Annotated in this window: 16 protein-coding genes; 2 read left to right on the top strand and 14 right to left on the bottom strand. The window is 57.2% G+C overall.

Annotation, left to right across the window (positions count from 1 at the left end; genetic code table 11):
• The first annotated feature begins 41 nt into the window (after nt 1-41).
• Complete coding sequence (gene amiA / locus AC534G_RS07150) at nt 42-911, top strand: N-acetylmuramoyl-L-alanine amidase AmiA (protein WP_038642512.1); 870 nt, start codon at nt 42-44, stop codon at nt 909-911.
• A gap of 2 nt (nt 912-913) precedes the next feature.
• The gene (gene hemF, locus AC534G_RS07145) at nt 914-1,813 is read left to right on the top strand and encodes an oxygen-dependent coproporphyrinogen oxidase (protein ID WP_110497228.1); all 900 of its coding nucleotides are present in this window, start codon (nt 914-916) and stop codon (nt 1,811-1,813) included.
• A gap of 84 nt (nt 1,814-1,897) precedes the next feature.
• Here hemF and eutR read toward each other — a convergent pair whose 3' ends face one another.
• From eutR to eutT, 14 genes are all read right to left on the bottom strand, one after another.
• Nucleotides 1,898-2,950 carry an HTH-type transcriptional regulator EutR gene (eutR, locus tag AC534G_RS07140; protein WP_038642516.1) on the bottom strand — a complete coding sequence of 351 codons (1,053 nt, stop codon included), beginning with the start codon at nt 2,948-2,950 and terminating at the stop codon, nt 1,898-1,900.
• A 48-nt stretch (nt 2,951-2,998) separates the two neighbouring features.
• Nucleotides 2,999-3,529, bottom strand: coding sequence for an ethanolamine utilization microcompartment protein EutK (gene eutK, locus AC534G_RS07135; RefSeq protein ID WP_110497226.1), 531 nt, complete (start codon nt 3,527-3,529; stop codon nt 2,999-3,001).
• A gap of 11 nt (nt 3,530-3,540) precedes the next feature.
• Nucleotides 3,541-4,200 carry an ethanolamine utilization microcompartment protein EutL gene (eutL, locus tag AC534G_RS07130; RefSeq protein WP_003838537.1) on the bottom strand — a complete coding sequence of 220 codons (660 nt, stop codon included), beginning with the start codon at nt 4,198-4,200 and terminating at the stop codon, nt 3,541-3,543.
• A 9-nt stretch (nt 4,201-4,209) separates the two neighbouring features.
• On the bottom strand, nt 4,210-5,106 hold the full coding sequence (eutC, locus tag AC534G_RS07125; protein ID WP_038642522.1) for an ethanolamine ammonia-lyase subunit EutC: 897 nt from the start codon (nt 5,104-5,106) through the stop codon (nt 4,210-4,212).
• 20 nt (nt 5,107-5,126) lie between these two features.
• The gene (gene eutB, locus AC534G_RS07120; RefSeq protein ID WP_003038029.1) at nt 5,127-6,488 is read right to left on the bottom strand and encodes an ethanolamine ammonia-lyase subunit alpha; all 1,362 of its coding nucleotides are present in this window, start codon (nt 6,486-6,488) and stop codon (nt 5,127-5,129) included.
• 11 nt (nt 6,489-6,499) lie between these two features.
• Nucleotides 6,500-7,903: an ethanolamine ammonia-lyase reactivating factor EutA gene (eutA, locus tag AC534G_RS07115; RefSeq protein WP_110497224.1), complete on the bottom strand. Its 1,404-nt coding sequence runs from the start codon at nt 7,901-7,903 to the stop codon at nt 6,500-6,502.
• Nucleotides 7,900-9,132 carry an ethanolamine utilization protein EutH gene (eutH, locus tag AC534G_RS07110; protein WP_038642526.1) on the bottom strand — a complete coding sequence of 411 codons (1,233 nt, stop codon included), beginning with the start codon at nt 9,130-9,132 and terminating at the stop codon, nt 7,900-7,902. Before eutH ends, eutA begins: the two co-directional genes overlap by 4 nt.
• A gap of 119 nt (nt 9,133-9,251) precedes the next feature.
• Nucleotides 9,252-10,439 carry an ethanolamine utilization ethanol dehydrogenase EutG gene (gene eutG, locus AC534G_RS07105; protein WP_110497222.1) on the bottom strand — a complete coding sequence of 396 codons (1,188 nt, stop codon included), beginning with the start codon at nt 10,437-10,439 and terminating at the stop codon, nt 9,252-9,254.
• On the bottom strand, nt 10,429-11,268 hold the full coding sequence (gene eutJ, locus AC534G_RS07100; protein WP_110497220.1) for an ethanolamine utilization protein EutJ: 840 nt from the start codon (nt 11,266-11,268) through the stop codon (nt 10,429-10,431). The genes eutG and eutJ overlap by 11 nt, the downstream gene beginning before the upstream one ends.
• A 12-nt stretch (nt 11,269-11,280) precedes the next feature.
• Complete coding sequence (locus AC534G_RS07095; protein ID WP_110497218.1) at nt 11,281-12,684, bottom strand: aldehyde dehydrogenase family protein; 1,404 nt, start codon at nt 12,682-12,684, stop codon at nt 11,281-11,283.
• An 11-nt stretch (nt 12,685-12,695) separates the two neighbouring features.
• Nucleotides 12,696-12,983 carry an ethanolamine utilization microcompartment protein EutN gene (eutN, locus tag AC534G_RS07090; protein WP_003038011.1) on the bottom strand — a complete coding sequence of 96 codons (288 nt, stop codon included), beginning with the start codon at nt 12,981-12,983 and terminating at the stop codon, nt 12,696-12,698.
• A gap of 114 nt (nt 12,984-13,097) precedes the next feature.
• On the bottom strand, nt 13,098-13,391 hold the full coding sequence (gene eutM, locus AC534G_RS07085; RefSeq protein ID WP_003835054.1) for an ethanolamine utilization microcompartment protein EutM: 294 nt from the start codon (nt 13,389-13,391) through the stop codon (nt 13,098-13,100).
• A gap of 40 nt (nt 13,392-13,431) precedes the next feature.
• Entirely contained in the window at nt 13,432-14,448 is a 1,017-nt protein-coding gene (gene pta, locus AC534G_RS07080; RefSeq protein WP_110497216.1) for a phosphate acetyltransferase, read from the bottom strand.
• Nucleotides 14,445-15,248 (bottom strand): ethanolamine utilization cob(I)yrinic acid a,c-diamide adenosyltransferase EutT, encoded by an 804-nt coding sequence (gene eutT, locus AC534G_RS07075; RefSeq protein ID WP_110497214.1) that lies wholly within the window; start codon nt 15,246-15,248, stop codon nt 14,445-14,447. Before eutT ends, pta begins: the two co-directional genes overlap by 4 nt.
• Nucleotides 15,249-15,254: the final 6 nt, after the last annotated feature.

Raw genomic sequence — 15,254 nt, 5'->3', positions numbered from 1 at the left:
ACGATATAACGTCTGGAACCTTTTTTTACAACTCAGGCCGTATGAGCACTTTTAAGCCACTAAAAACACTCACATCGCGCCGCCAGGTGCTGAAAGCCGGGCTGGCCGCCCTGACGCTGTCAGGCATGTCGCAAGCCATCGCTAAAGAAGAAGCGCTAAAAACCAGTAATGGACACAGCAAACCGAAAGCGAAAAAATCAGGCGCTAAACGCGTGGTTGTCCTTGATCCGGGTCACGGAGGGATAGATACCGGCGCAATTGGACGCAACGGTTCGAAAGAAAAGCACGTGGTACTGGCGATTGCCAAAAACGTACGCTCTATTCTGCGCAATCAGGGGATTGATGCGCGCCTGACCCGCTCCGGCGATACATTTATTCCGCTTTACGATCGCGTCGAGATCGCCCACAAACATGGGGCCGATCTGTTTATGTCGATTCACGCCGACGGTTTTACCAATCCTAGCGCCGCGGGCGCATCGGTCTTCGCGCTGTCAAATCGCGGCGCCAGTAGCGCTATGGCGAAGTATCTGTCTGATCGCGAAAACCGCGCCGATGAAGTCGCTGGGAAAAAAACCACCGATAAAGATCACTTGTTGCAGCAGGTGCTGTTCGATCTGGTGCAAACCGATACCATTAAAAACAGCCTGACGTTAGGCTCGCATATTCTTAAAAAGATCAAACCAGTACACCGTCTGCACAGTCGCAGCACGGAACAGGCCGCCTTCGTGGTGCTAAAATCACCCTCAATTCCTTCGGTACTGGTCGAAACCTCGTTCATTACTAATCCGGAAGAAGAACGTCTGCTGGGTACGGCGGCATTTCGTCAAAAAATTGCTACCGCTATCGCCAATGGCATCATCAGCTATTTCCACTGGTTTGATAACCAGAAAGCACACTCGAAGAAACGTTAATCATGAAGCCCGATGCACAGCGCGTAAAACAGTTCCTGCTTAGCCTGCAGGACGATATTTGCCAGCAATTATCCGCCGTAGACGGCGCCGAGTTTGTTGAAGATAGCTGGCAGCGTGAAGCAGGCGGCGGCGGGCGCAGTCGGGTGCTGCGTAACGGCGGTATTTTCGAGCAAGCGGGCGTCAATTTCTCTCACGTCCACGGCGACGCGATGCCGGCCTCGGCCACCGCCCATCGACCTGAGCTTGCCGGACGCAGCTTTGAAGCCATGGGCGTCTCGCTGGTGGTGCATCCACTCAATCCCTACATTCCGACCAGTCATGCCAACGTGCGGTTTTTTATCGCGGAAAAACCGGGCGCCGACCCAGTCTGGTGGTTTGGCGGCGGCTTTGACTTAACGCCCTACTACGGCTTTGAAGAGGATGCGGTACACTGGCACCGTACGGCGCGGGATCTGTGTCAGCCGTTCGGTGATGACGTTTATCCCCGTTACAAAAAGTGGTGCGATGACTACTTCTTCCTTAAACACCGCAACGAGCAGCGCGGCATTGGCGGGTTGTTTTTCGATGATTTGAATACGCCGGGTTTCGACCACTGCTTCGCCTTTATGCAGGCGGTGGGGCAAGGTTACACCGAGGCGTATCTGCCCATTGTTGAGCGACGTAAAGCGATGAACTGGGGCGAGCGCGAGCGTGATTTCCAGCTTTATCGTCGCGGGCGCTATGTCGAATTTAACCTGGTGTGGGATCGCGGCACATTGTTCGGTCTGCAAACCGGTGGGCGCACGGAATCAATTCTGATGTCAATGCCGCCGCTGGTGCGCTGGGAGTATGACTGGCAGCCGGAAGCGAACAGCCCGGAAGCTGCCCTTAGCGAGTTTATTCAGGTCCGCGACTGGGTGTAATTGCCTGATGGCGCGACGCTTATCCGGTCTACAATCCGTAGGCCGGATAAGACACAAAGCGTCGCATCCGGCACCATAATCTTATCACGCCCACTGCCGCATACGCTGATGCAGCGTCAACGACGGTTTTTCCGCAAACAACTGCTGGTAGTCGGTAGCAAACTGCCCTAAATGCCAGAATCCCCACTGCATGGCGGCATCTTTCACCGTCGTACTCTGCGACCACGGGCTTATCAGCTCGCGACGCACGGCGTTCAGGCGAATACGTTTTAACCAGGCATTCGGACCAATACCCAGGATCGCGTGAAAGGCGTTTTGCAACGTCCGGCGACTAACGTGCAGTTGGTTACACAAATCGAGCACGGTCAGCGGCTCAGACATGTTTTCCAGCACATATTCGCGCGCACGTGACAACAGACGACGATAGCTCTGATGGCTGATGCTCTCAGCGGTTATTATCGGCTGCGCTTCTTCCAGCATAGTCCCCATCGCCAGCAACAGGTTATCGCCCAATACCTTGCGTACCGCAGGTTGACGCAGGTTTTCCGGATTCTCGCTAAACGTCGCCAGCGCCTGCTGCACAAAGCCCCATAGCGCGGCTTTGTGCTGTTCTTTGACTTCCAGTGCCGACTGGTTACGCAGCATATGCAGCACCCTTTCCGGGTTATGCAGGAAGTTGGCCTGACGGGCAATCGCCTCTTCCGAAATGACAACCCCCAGAATGGTGTAATCATCCGGCGTACTCAGTTCAAACTCCGTCCCGCCTGGACGGGTGGCAATTTCAGCACTGCCCAGACATTGGGCGCCAATAAATCCCTGTTCGCCGCGCGTGGCCGGAATACCAAACCAGAACGAGTTCGGCCAGACAAGGCATGACTGGCGCAGCGCGAGTCCGGTGTATTCACGGAAAACCTGAATATCGTCGAGCAGGATTTCCGTGAACTCGCCATGAAATTTTCCCGGATGCAGCTGGTCGTAAATCTGCTGCCAGGCGGTAATCGTCAGCGCGTGTTCATATACATCCGTTGTTCGCCGCTGGTGAACGTTGTCCACCTCTACTTTCGGCGTAAGTTTAACGTCTTCGGGTAGTGCTTCATGATAAAGATGGTGCAAGTTTGCAGTACGGTTCTTTTTCATGATCTTTTAAGCCGGAAGCTTCAGGGAAGCCCCCGGCCCTCCGACAGGTTAATTTTTTAAGCGATAGCGACTACTACGTTTACGCAACGCTCCGTCAGAAAAGAGCTGTTCCAGCGCCTTTCTGGCTTCATCAAGTGACCAGCCAAAGTGGGCAGCCACTTCCCCTGCCGTCATTCCTTGACGGACCGATGCCAACAGCGTCAGAAGTTGTGCAGAGGATTCAGACGTCAACGGGGCGTCCTGCGTCTCCTCTGCTTTTACGTCTGTTTTTACATCTGGCTTCTGTTCTGGTTTTTTCGGCTGGCGCTTAAAACCGCCGATCAGCCACTGGGTGTCATCGTCCGGTCGGCCTATCTCTTTACGGCTGATAACACGGCCTGTACGCGCTGCGGCGGCGCTGCCGGCATCAAGCGCTGCGCGGCACGCCGCCAGATCGCCTTCCACCACCAGCGTCAGCCTGCCAGGATCGAGCACTTCGTGGCTCAGCAGACGTACGTTCGCGGCTTTCAGCATGGCATCCGCCGCGTCTACGGCAGCCACCATGCCATCCACTTCCAGTAATCCCAGTGCATTGATCATCACAACCTCTCTTACGCGCGCTGGATTGGATTACGGGCAATATCCAGAACGGCATCGGCAAAGGCGTTACATGCGGCTTTACAAGCGGCCTGGCTACCGGTCAAAAACGCTGCTGAATAGTTGGTTTCTGACGGCGGTGGCACGTAGGTCACCAGTTGTACATCGGCAGATTTCAGCGCCGCATCAATACCAAATGTTGCTTCCAGCGGCGGCGCCACCAGATACGCCATCGGATCGCCAAGTCGGCATCCCGCCGTCGCGGAAAGATACGAACCGGTACGCGAAACCACGTGCGCCAGGAAAGCGGTATCTTCTGCGTCATTCGCCCACTGAAACGCTGCGCCGCTTTCAATGTTGGCCACCATCGCGTCCAGACCCGCGCGAACTTCAGCCGGGTTGGGTCCACCGAGCATAATCAGTACTTCGCCCGAGGTTGGAGAGGGACTATGCGCCGCCCCGGCATACAGCGAGCGGCCATAAACCACTTCCACCATCGCCTGTTTTGTCGCTTCGTCTGCGGCAATATACGCCACGTCATCAGAGTCTGCTGTGATGAGTCCGAGGCTACGGATATGTGGCGGTAACTTAAGCTCACGGGCAAAACCGTCATTTACCGAGGCAATCACGCGCATTGCGGTGACTGAAGGTCTAATCAAATCTAATGCTGGCATGATGCCTCCTTAACGGGTCATATTGATGCCGGAGGCTTTTTGCTCCAGCATGCGCTTGGCCAAATCCACAATTACCGCCGCTGCTTCAACCGGTGGCGTACCGCCCTGGTGAATGTTCGAGATACAGGTACGGTCAGCTTCTACGGTCGTCGCAACGCGCGGCGAATAGACGGCGTAGCAGGAGAGACTTTCCGACTGACCGAGACCCGGACGTTCCCCCACCAGCAGGATCACCGCTTTCGCGCCCAGCAGCTCGCCGATCTGATCTTCGATTTTCACGCGACCATAGCGAACGAAGAACGGGGTCCCAACCTTCAGTCCGGCCTGTTTTAAGCCCGACAACAATGGCGGCAGAATCTCTTCGTAGTTAGCGGTGATAGCGTCGGTAGACAGGCCATCAGAGATAATCACCTGCACATCCGGGTTCATCACACACTGCGATTTCAGCGCATCAATGGCTTCCGCGCTCAGACGACGACCAAGATCCGGGCGCGTCAGATACAGGTTTTTGTCGCTGATTTCCGAGCGTACTTCCAGCAGTCCCTGCGCTTTTACCCACTCTTCCGGCACTTCTTTTAATACCGTATCTTTTGAACGCGAGTGGTCGGCCAGGAAGCGCAGTAACGCCTGGGTGCGCGGACGAGGACCGGCGCGACCGGTACATACACGCGCCGCGGTACTGCGCCGCAGTTCAGTCAACACCTCTGCGCGGTGCGGATTCTCAACGCCTATCCACGCTTTGGCTTCGGCTGAACCTAAGTCCATCGCACAACTTTCACCAGTCGGCGCGGCGCACTGCGTAGTGCTGCATTTTGCTGGTGCTGACGGTTCTTGAGCCTGCGGTTGAGACTCACCCATTGACGCCATTACGCTGCGTACAATTTCTTCAATCTGTTTTTGATCCATCGTGTTTCATCCCCGCATCATCAAAAGAACAGTGACGGATCGCCCGCCCGTTTGGTCAGGCGACCGTTTGCCATAATGCCCATGGTTTCCAGCCAGCGTTCAAATTCCGGCGACGGGCGCAGGTTCAGCAACTGGCGGACGGTCGCGGTATCGTGGAATGCGGTGGTCTGATAGTTGAGCATGATGTCGTCGCCGAGCGGCATGCCCATGATGTAGTTGCAGCCAGCGGTGGCGAGCAGAATCATCAGGTTTTCGTTAAGGTTCTGGTCAGCATCAGCATGGTTGGTGTAGCAGCAGTCGCAGCCCATTGAGATGCCGCTCAGCTTGCCCATAAAGTGATCTTCCAGACCGGCGCGAATGATCTGACGGTCGTTGTAGAGATACTCCGGCCCGATAAAGCCCACGACGGTATTCACCAGGAACGGATCGTAGTGGCGCGCCAGCCCGTAGTTACGCGCTTCCATTGTTACCTGATCGGCGCCGAAGTTTGCGCCAGCGGAGAGCGCCGACCCTTGTCCGGTTTCGAAGTAAAGGCAGTTTTCCCCGGCGATACGGTTGAATTCAGCGCCAACTGCGCGCGCTTCATCGAGCATTGCCAGCTCAACACCGAACTCTTTTAAGCCTTTCTCGCTGCCGCAGATACTCTGGAAGATCAATCCACCCGGCGCACCGCGACGAATCGCTTCAATCTGGGTGGTAACGTGCGCCAGTACGCAGCCCTGGGTCGGAATGTTGAATTTATCGATAACGCCGTACACGGTATCGAGCACGCGGCTTAAGTTTTCCACGTCATCCGTTACCGGGTTTACGCCGATCACCGCATCGCCCGCCCCGAAAGACAGCCCTTCATAGATTTGCGCCGCAATACTCTGCACGTCGTCACGGGTGTCGTTCGGCTGCAAACGGCAGCTAAAGGTGCCCGGCAGACCGATGGTGGTGTTAGCCTTTTTGATCACCGGCATTTTCTTGCCGCCGTAGATCAGGTCCGCGTTGGAGCAGATTTTTGCTACCGCAGCGACCACCTCCGACGTTAACCCTTTGCGCGTAAACGCGATGTCATCAACGGAGGTTTCATCGCTCAGCACGTACTCGCGCAGCTCGCTGATACTCCAGTTTTTGATGCGGTTATAGGCCGTTTCATTGACGTCATCCTGAATCAGACGCGTCACGCAGTCCTCTTCATAGGAAATCACCGGGTTATTGCGGATATCCGCTACCGTCATTTCCGACAATACCTGCTTGGCCGCCACGCGTTCCTGTGAACTGGTTGCAGCTACCCCTGCCAGCACATCCCCCGAACGCAGTTCGTTGGCTTTAGCCAGCACCTCTTTAACATCCTTAAACTGATAAACATTGCCGAACAATGTGGTCTTTAGTTTCATAAGTCGTTCCCTCAGGAAGGAAATGCGAGTGATTTCACCGTCACCGGCACAACCGATCCGCCAAAAAGAGGCGTACCAATGTCGATATAGTCCCCCGCCCGGACAACCACCTCATCGATGACCGCCAGCGGGTGTTGCTGTAACTGTGGGCGTAACAGCATGCCCAGGGCTTTACCAAAATCCTGCTCGGCTACCACCAGCAGGGGATGCGGATTTGGATAGCGCGCGACAAAAGCCAGCAGCGCATCAATTACCGTTAACAGCGCGGCGTAGCGCACCGGCAGAGAACCGGGCAACGCCAGCACGTAGGCGTCCGTTTGCGGATCCAGATCGAGCTGCATTAACGCCTGTTGCCAGGCGGCCACCAAATCAGCCTCATCAACCGGAATCGCCACCGGCAGATTGCGCAGCGGAAGTGCCACGCCTTCCAGCCAGATGGTGCTGCCCGAAAGCGACAGCGTATGCGCCCCGGCACCAATCACCGTGGCACGCACGGTTTGCGCCGGGAACTGCACGTTCATCTCACGCAGGCGCGGATGTTCATGCAGCGCCGTGGCGAGCAGCGGTCCAATGTCGGAAAAACAGAACGGATCGGCAGGTTGGTTGCGGTAGCACTCGCCTACCCCGCCGGACAACGTAATCACTTCCGGCTTCACGCCCGCAGGCAGCAGACCGGTTTGCATCAGCGCCTGCGCCAGCGGTGAAAGCGTGCCGTCAATCACCTCCACAATCAGCGCCGCCATACGTCGCGCCACCGCAACCAGTTGCGCCGCATTGAGGGTTCGGGCGTCAAAGCCTGGACCAAATACGTCATCAACAATCATCTGTCCCGGCTGATGCGCGTGCACCACGTGCCCCTGACCGTCGGTTTCCAGCAGTCGCCCGCCGACGTTCAGACAGGCCGAACCACTGACTTTTCCGGCGTCGAACAGCGCATAGTTCGACGTCCCGCCACCGATGTCGATATTCAGTACACGGCACAACTTCTGCTCAGACAGCGTTTGCGCCCCCGCGCCGTGACCGGCGATCACCGACTCCAGATGCGGACCGGCGCTGGCAACCACGAAGTCCCCCAGCGACTGGGAGAGCGTCATTACCGCCGGGCGGGCGTTGCGGGTTTTGGCGCTTTCGCCGGTGATGATGATCGCGCCGGAATCAACAGCTTCAGGCTTGATGCCCGCCGCCTGATACTGGGCAAGGATCAGTGCCTTAAGTTCAGCCTCTTTCAACCCGCCCTGCTTATCAACAGGGGTAAAGAACACCGGGCTTTGCCAGCTAATTTCGCGTTTAATGAATTCATAGCGCGGCACCTGCGACACAGCCGCACGGTTAACCAGCTCAAGGCGCGAGAAGATCACCTGAGTCGTGGTGGTGCCGATATCAATACCGACGCTCAGTAGCTGGCGAGTGTTCACGATTGCGCCTCCGGGTTGGTTTCTACTTCTGCTGGCACGTTTTCATCTTTCGGTACCAACAGCATAGCCACGCCAATCGCCGTTACGCCGCCAATCAGCTTGCCGACAATCATCGGGAAGATCATGGCGTTCATGTTGGCGGCGGCGAAACCTAAGTGGTCACCCAGGGCGAAGGCCGCGGAGACCGCAAAGGCGCAGTTGATCACTTTCCCGCGGGTATCCATATTCTTCATCATGCCGAACATCGGGATGTTGTTGGCCAGCGTCGCCACCATGCCAGCAGCCGCAATATTATTAACTTTTAACAGGTTACCGACGCTCATCAGCGGCTTTTCAAACCAGCGGGTCAGCAGCAGCACCATCGGGTACGCCCCCAGCAGCACGCAGGAGATAGAACCGATAACTTCGATGGCGCGCATTACTTCACCCGGCTTGTCGCCCGGCGCCATGAAGATAGGGTCCAGACCCGGGATCAGCTCCCAACCAAGCAGGAATTTGATGACTGCCGCCGCCAGACCGAGGGTGATCAGCGCCACCAGAAATTTCGCGAAGATCTGGAAACCGTTGATCATTTTTTCCGGGATAAATTTCAGCCCCAGCGCCACCAGCACAGCAACGATGATCACCGGGATCATGTTCATCAGGATCAGCGCGAAGGTAAACTCCACCGGCTGCCCGTTGATTTCGACGCCGGAGTACATCGCGACCAATCCCCCCGCGATACAGCCAATCGGAATGGTGACGATACCGGCCAGCACGCCCAGCGCCAGATAACGACGGTCAGACGGTTCAATAATCCCCAGCGCAACCGGAATAGAGAACACCAGAGTCGGCCCCATCATCGCCCCAAGGATCAGGCCAGAGTACAGCCACGCCGCAACGTCGCCGCCCGCCAGTTCTTTCGCCAGGAAGAAGCCGCCCATGTCGCACGCCAGCAGCGTTCCGGCAAACATCGACGGGTTCGCGCCCAGCATTTCGTACAGCGGAATAATCACCGGTCCGAGCAAATGCGCCAGTACCGGCGCCAGTGCGGTCATACCGACCATCGCCAGGCCCAACGCGCCCATCGCCATAAAACCTTCTTCAAACTGACCGCCCGATCCCTCAATACTCTTACCGAATTTACCGAGGAAGCGCGCTGAACCGCCGAACTGCGACAGGATCCTGTCCACGGCGGCAATCAGCATAAAGAACATCATGATGTACATGATGATTTCGTTAATTCCCATAGCCCCTACTCCCTGTCATTTGTGATTTGTAGGCCGGATAAGACGTTTCCGTCGCCTCCGGCATTAACGCCGTGTTATTGCCGGATGGCGGTGCGAGCACCTTATCCGGCCTACAGGCATTACCCGGCAACCGCGTACAGGTCGATAATCTGCGCCTGCGTGGCGGTGCGAGGGTTACTGCGAATACAAATATCCTCCAGCGCGGCGTCAGCCCATGCGCTGTAATGCTCGGGCTTTGCCCCAACGTCAGAGAGCCGTTTGGTCTGGCCCACTTCGCTAATCAGCTCGCTGACGGCATTGATGGCATCGCGATCGTCCGCCTTCTTGTTGGTCAACGCCCGTCCGATATGGCTGAAACGCTCGCGACACACCATGCGGTTGAACCCCATTACCGTGGGCAGCAACATGGCGTTAGCCTGTCCGTGCGGGATATGCAGCGTAGCGCCCGGCTGGTGCGCCATCGCATGACACAGGCCCAGCCCCGCGCTGGAAAACGCCATCCCGGCCATACAGGAGGCCAGCAACATGCTCTCCCGCGCCGCCAGATCCTGCCCATAGCCGACGGCCTTCGGCAGCGATTTACCGATCATCGCAATCGCGCCAATCGCCAGGCTGTCGGTAAACGGCGTCGCGTTCAGGGCGCTGTACGCTTCAACGGCGTGCGTCAGCGCATCGATACCCGTCATCGCCGTAACGTGCGCGGGTACACCTTCCGTTAGCGCTGCATCAAGAATCGCCACGTCCGGCATCAGAGACGCATGCGCCAGCACTTTTTTAAGTCCGGTCGCGGCGTCGATAATCACCGTGACATTAGTGGTTTCTGAGCCCGTTCCGGCGGTAGTTGGTACGGCAATCAGCGGCAAACGCGGGCGTAACGCGCTGTGCTCGGTCATGTCAGCCAGGGTCTGCGTGGGATTAGTCACCAGCAACGCCACTGCCTTAGCGGCATCCAGTACGGAACCTCCGCCAAAGGCCACCACGCCGTCGCACTTCGATTCACGCAGTTGCGCGACCGCGGCGCAGACATCCGTAATGCACGGTTCGCCCACCGGGCACGGCCACAGCGTCATCGCCACACCTTTCATCGCCAGGCTGCGTTCCAGCGCGGCGGTCATTCCCGACTGATGCAGGAAGCTGTCGACCATGACAAACATGTGCGTCAGTCCGCGCGTTTGTGCTTCCTGTCCGCAGGTACTGAGCGCTCCCAGCCCACAAAGGGTGACCGGTGGAACGCTAAACGTTTTTACGCGTTGCAGATTCAGGGTATCGAATGCCTGAAAGAGCGCGGTCTGCAATTCAGCTTGCATAGATTCCTTCCGCTTTTTCTTTTCCGCTGTTGGCAATCGCCAGCGGGGTCATAAACAGGCTGTGCTGAGGTAAATGCACCTGCAGTTCCGGGAAGCGCTTACGGAACAGCTCATCCACGCCCGGCTGCATGCAGGAACCGCCGGCCAGCCATAAATCGGTGACACCATGCCCGGCAATATGGTGAGCCACGATTTCCGCCATTTTTTCGTAGACTGGCTTCACCACCGGCCAGATCTCCTGACCGTTGCTGCGTTTGTACTGTTCGGCTTCTTCCAGTTGGATACGGCGGTTCCCGGCCAGCGTCAGAGAAATGTGGTGCCCGCCGGTCGCTTCATCGGCGGAATACGTCACTTTGCCCTGCTTAACAATGGCTATCCCGGTGGTGCCGCCACCGATATCCACCACGCCAGCATTATCGAGTTGCAACAGATCCGCCACGGCGGTCGGCTCGTCGAGCACATGACTCACTTCAAGTCCGGCTGACTCCAGTACGTTGATGGAGATACGTGGGTCCGTGCCCGGTGGAAATGAGGTTGCCGCATGGGTAAATCGACAACCCAGTTGTTGCTCAAGCGTATCGAGATGGCGACGAACAATGGTTACTGCGCCGAAGAAATCCCAGACGATGCCATCGCGCACGACATCGGCCCAGTCGAGGCAAACCGCTACCGGCTGCCCGTCACCGTCGACGACCATCGACACCACATCACACGTCCCCAAATCAACGCCCAGCCATAGCGGTGATTCGCTCTCAGCAGGCGTCTGGTTGCATAGCGTGGCTGCTTTTTGCAGTCTGGGTGTCAGCCAACGTTGTTCGTCGTGCGCCATCTCTTTTACTCCTTATACAATTCTGAAGGCGTCCACCAACACACAGCGACGCAGACGCACAAACGTACGCGCGCTGGTCACCCCTTCCCCGGTTGGCGTGGTAATGGTCATCGTGGTCCAGCCTTCGCCGCCAAGTCCCAGACCGGCAATACACGGCCCGTTCTTAACGAAAATGCTGGTATCAATGGCGTTCGCCATGCGGTTCATGTTGTCGATGTTGCGTGAGTGCATCGCCGCCGTATGGTGACAACCGCCTTCAAGCCTGACCGCCAGTTCAATGGCGTCATCGACGTTAGCGACTCGCACGACCGGTAGAACCGGCATCATCAGTTCGGTGACGGCAAACGGATGCGTCGCGGAGGTTTCGACGAATAACAGCCGGGTTTGCTCCGGTACGTTCAGACCAATCGCCGCAGCGATTTTTCCTGCGTCGCGCCCTACCCAGTCACGACTGACCGTGCCTTTACCGCGCTCATCGATATTTTTCAGCAGCACTGGTTGCAGCTGTTCAGCCTGGCCCGCGGTCAATTTCACCGCATGCTGGCTTTCCATCAGACGCATCAGCTCATCGGCGACGCTGTCGACCACAATCAGCACTTTTTCGTCGGCGCAGATGATGTTGTTGTCAAACGACGCGCCTTTGACAATCGACTGCGCCGCGCGGGCCAGGTCGGCCGTTTCATCCACCACCACCGGCGGGTTACCCGCACCGGCGGCAATCAGACGTTTGTTGGTGTGTTTACGCGCGGCATCTACTACGGCTTCGCCACCGGTGACGACCAGCAGGCCGATACCTGGGTACTTGAACAACCGCTGGGCGGTTTCGATGTCCGGGTTAGCAACGGTCACCAGCAGGTTTGCCGGACCGCCTGCAGCGACCACCGCCTGGTTAAGCAGGGTGATGGCGCGCTGAGAAACTTTTTTCGCCGCCGGATGCGGCGCGAAGACCACGCTGTTGCCAGCGGCGATCAGGCTAATGGCGTTGTTAATAACGGTTGCGGCCGGGTTGGTGGACGGTGTCACCGAGGCCACCACGCCCCACGGCGCATTTTCAATCAGCGTCAGGCCGTTATCGCCGGTCAGGACCTGTGGAGACAGACATTCCACTCCCGGCGTGCCGCGCGCCTGCGCCACGTTTTTGGCAAATTTATCTTCTACGCGTCCCATGCCGGTTTCTGTAACGGCAAGCTCCGCTAATTCTCTGGCGTGCTTTTCGCCCGCCTCACGTAGCGCCGCGATAGCCAGTTGGCGCATGGCGACGCTTTTCAGCCCTTGCTGGGCCAGTTTTGCTGCCGCCACTGCGTCATCCAGGGAGGCAAAAACGCCCATTTCTTGAACGGCACTGACGGGTTGGCTGCTGTCTTTCATTTTCAGCAGTACCGCTTTCACGACCTGTTCAATATCCTGTTGATTCATGATTTTCTGCCTTATTTATGGAAGATCACCTGACCACCTGCCACCACTTCATCGACAATGCCAATCACGCACAGATCGACAGGTGATGATTCGTTACGGTGCGCCTGACGGGCTGAGCTTCCGCTGACCAGCAGCACCCACTCTCCGGTTCCCGCCCCGATGCTGTCGATAGCAACAGCACATTGCCCGTCGGGATTACCCTGGGCATCAATCATTTCCACCATCAGCAACTTGTCGTGCGCGAGCCCCTGATGGCGTACGGTACAAACAATTTGTCCTGTGACGATTGCCAGTTTCATACGCGCCTCCGTGGCATATTTCAGGTAAAACCTCCCCCTACCCTCCGCAGAAGGTAATGTGAAAAGGAGAGAGGGTGACGCCAGCAATGCAGTCTGTGGCGTCACATGGACGACTTACATGTCGTTGCTGTCGCCTTTAAAGCTGATCGGGAATACTTCTTCCAGATCGCCATGCGGACGCGGGATCACATGTACGGAAACCAGCTCGCCAATACGCTGTGCAGCCGCAGCACCTGCGTCCGTTGCGGCTTTGCATGCCGCTACGTCACCACGGACCATGGCAGTGACCAGACCGCCACCGATCTGCTTCACGCCAACCAGTTTCACGCGTGCCGCTTTAACCATTGCGTCAGAAGCCTCAATCAGTGCAACCAGGCCCCGGGTTTCAATCATTCCTAATGCTTCCATTATGCTTTCCTCTTAAGTCAAAGGGGTCCAGAACGGGACCTTATACAACCAGTGTGTGCGAGGCGTTTTCACGACTCACGTCAGTCTGGCGCGGCACTGCTGCCACCAACGCCAGTTCGATAATTTCCTGTACGCTACAGCCGCGAGAGAGGTCATGAAGCGGTGCGGCAAGCCCCTGGATCAGCGGCCCGACAGCACGATAACCTCCCAAACGCTGGGCGATTTTGTAACCAATATTGCCTGCTTCAAGCGACGGGAAGACCATCACATTGGCATTGCCCTTTAACGGGCTTGCAGGCGCTTTTTGCGCGGCGACATCCGGAACAAAGGCGGCATCAAATTGCAGTTCGCCATCCACCATAAGCTGCGGCGCACGTTCACGAACGATCTCCGTGGCCTGCTGCACGTTAGCGACGTTCGGGTGGCGGGCACTGCCATTACTTGAAAATGACAGCATGGCCACGCGCGGTTCTTCCCCCGTAATTGCCTGCCAGGTCTGCGCGCTGGCAATCGCAATATCCGCCAGCTGTGCGGCGGTGGGCTGGGGTACGACGCTGCAATCGGCAAAGCCTAATGACGGTCCGAGATACTGCGGCAGCATCAGGAAAATTGACGACAGCGTTTTACAGCCAGGCTGTAGCCCAATAATGCGTAACCCGGCGCGCAGCACGTTTGCCGTCGACGAAAGATTGCCGGCAATACAGACATCCGCTTTCCCCGCGCTAACCATTGCGGCGGCGAACATTAATGGGTCATTGAGTTTTTCCAGCGCATCGGCTGGCGTTTTATCTCCCGCGCGGGCCTGCCAGCGCAGCGCAAACTCTTCACGCATTGCCAGATTGCTTTGCGGATCGATAACCTGGATACCATCCATCGCCACCCGATGGCTGAGAGCAAACTGGCGCAAGGCAAATGGACTGGCGACGAGAATGGGGCGCGCCAGACCGTGCTGATGCAGATAATTCGCCGCTTTCAGCACCCGGACATCCAGCGCATCCGGGAACACCACCCGGGCAGGTGAGCGTTGGGCGAGTTGACGAGCACGTTCAATGATCATGGCTTCTCCCCCAGTCGCTGTTGAATTTGGCTAACCGTCAGCGGATGCTTCGCCACGCTCAGAATCATCATCACGTAGACTGTACTGGAAAGGCGGTTGAGCGCCTGCATGATGTCCGGTCGCATAACGTCAAAACTGCGGGTGATGAAGACCTGCGCCGCCACCGTCTCCGTTTCACGGACTTTGGTACGCAGCAGATTCAGCAACGCGCAATCACGTCCGTGGCTGGCCTCAGGTACCAGATGATCGTGATCCAGATAGCGCAGCGGATGATGTGAAAGCCGGTGTAAATCTTCGTCGCTCAAACCGACGATAGCTTGTGCGGTCAGCGACTCGTCCATAGCATCGGCGCGCATAATATTGCCCAGGCGTGAGCGAATATCCGCCAGCCACGGCTGCCACGGTTCCGCCAGCTCGATCTGCAACCACACGGCCAGGGCGATGGTGCTGTCCAGCGCGGCGCGAAATCCCAGACGCGGATCGCTTTTGGCTACCATCTTGTCTGCCGTCAGATGCGTCAGCGTGTCTGGTTTCTTCGCCACCGGTTGATGACACAGTTCGCAGCTGGCCTGGGGATGGGTAGCGCTGCTGGTTAAACCATGCACCGGCTGCGGCTGCTGTTCTTCGTCATCAATAAACAGGCTGCCCTGCTCATCGATAAACTTAATGCGCAGATGTCGGCTTTCCAGTAATTCCCGGGCAGACGGCGTCAGGCGAGCATCAGCGGGGAGATGAATTTCAGCCCCTTCGCTGAGCGTATGATTCGCTCTGAGCCATGCTTCGGTAATGAAATCCTTCATACATCC

It is taken from the genome of Citrobacter sp. CRE-46, from assembly GCF_059615875.1.
Note: the sequence above shows the minus strand (reverse complement) of the source record. Positions and strands in the feature narration are given on the sequence as shown.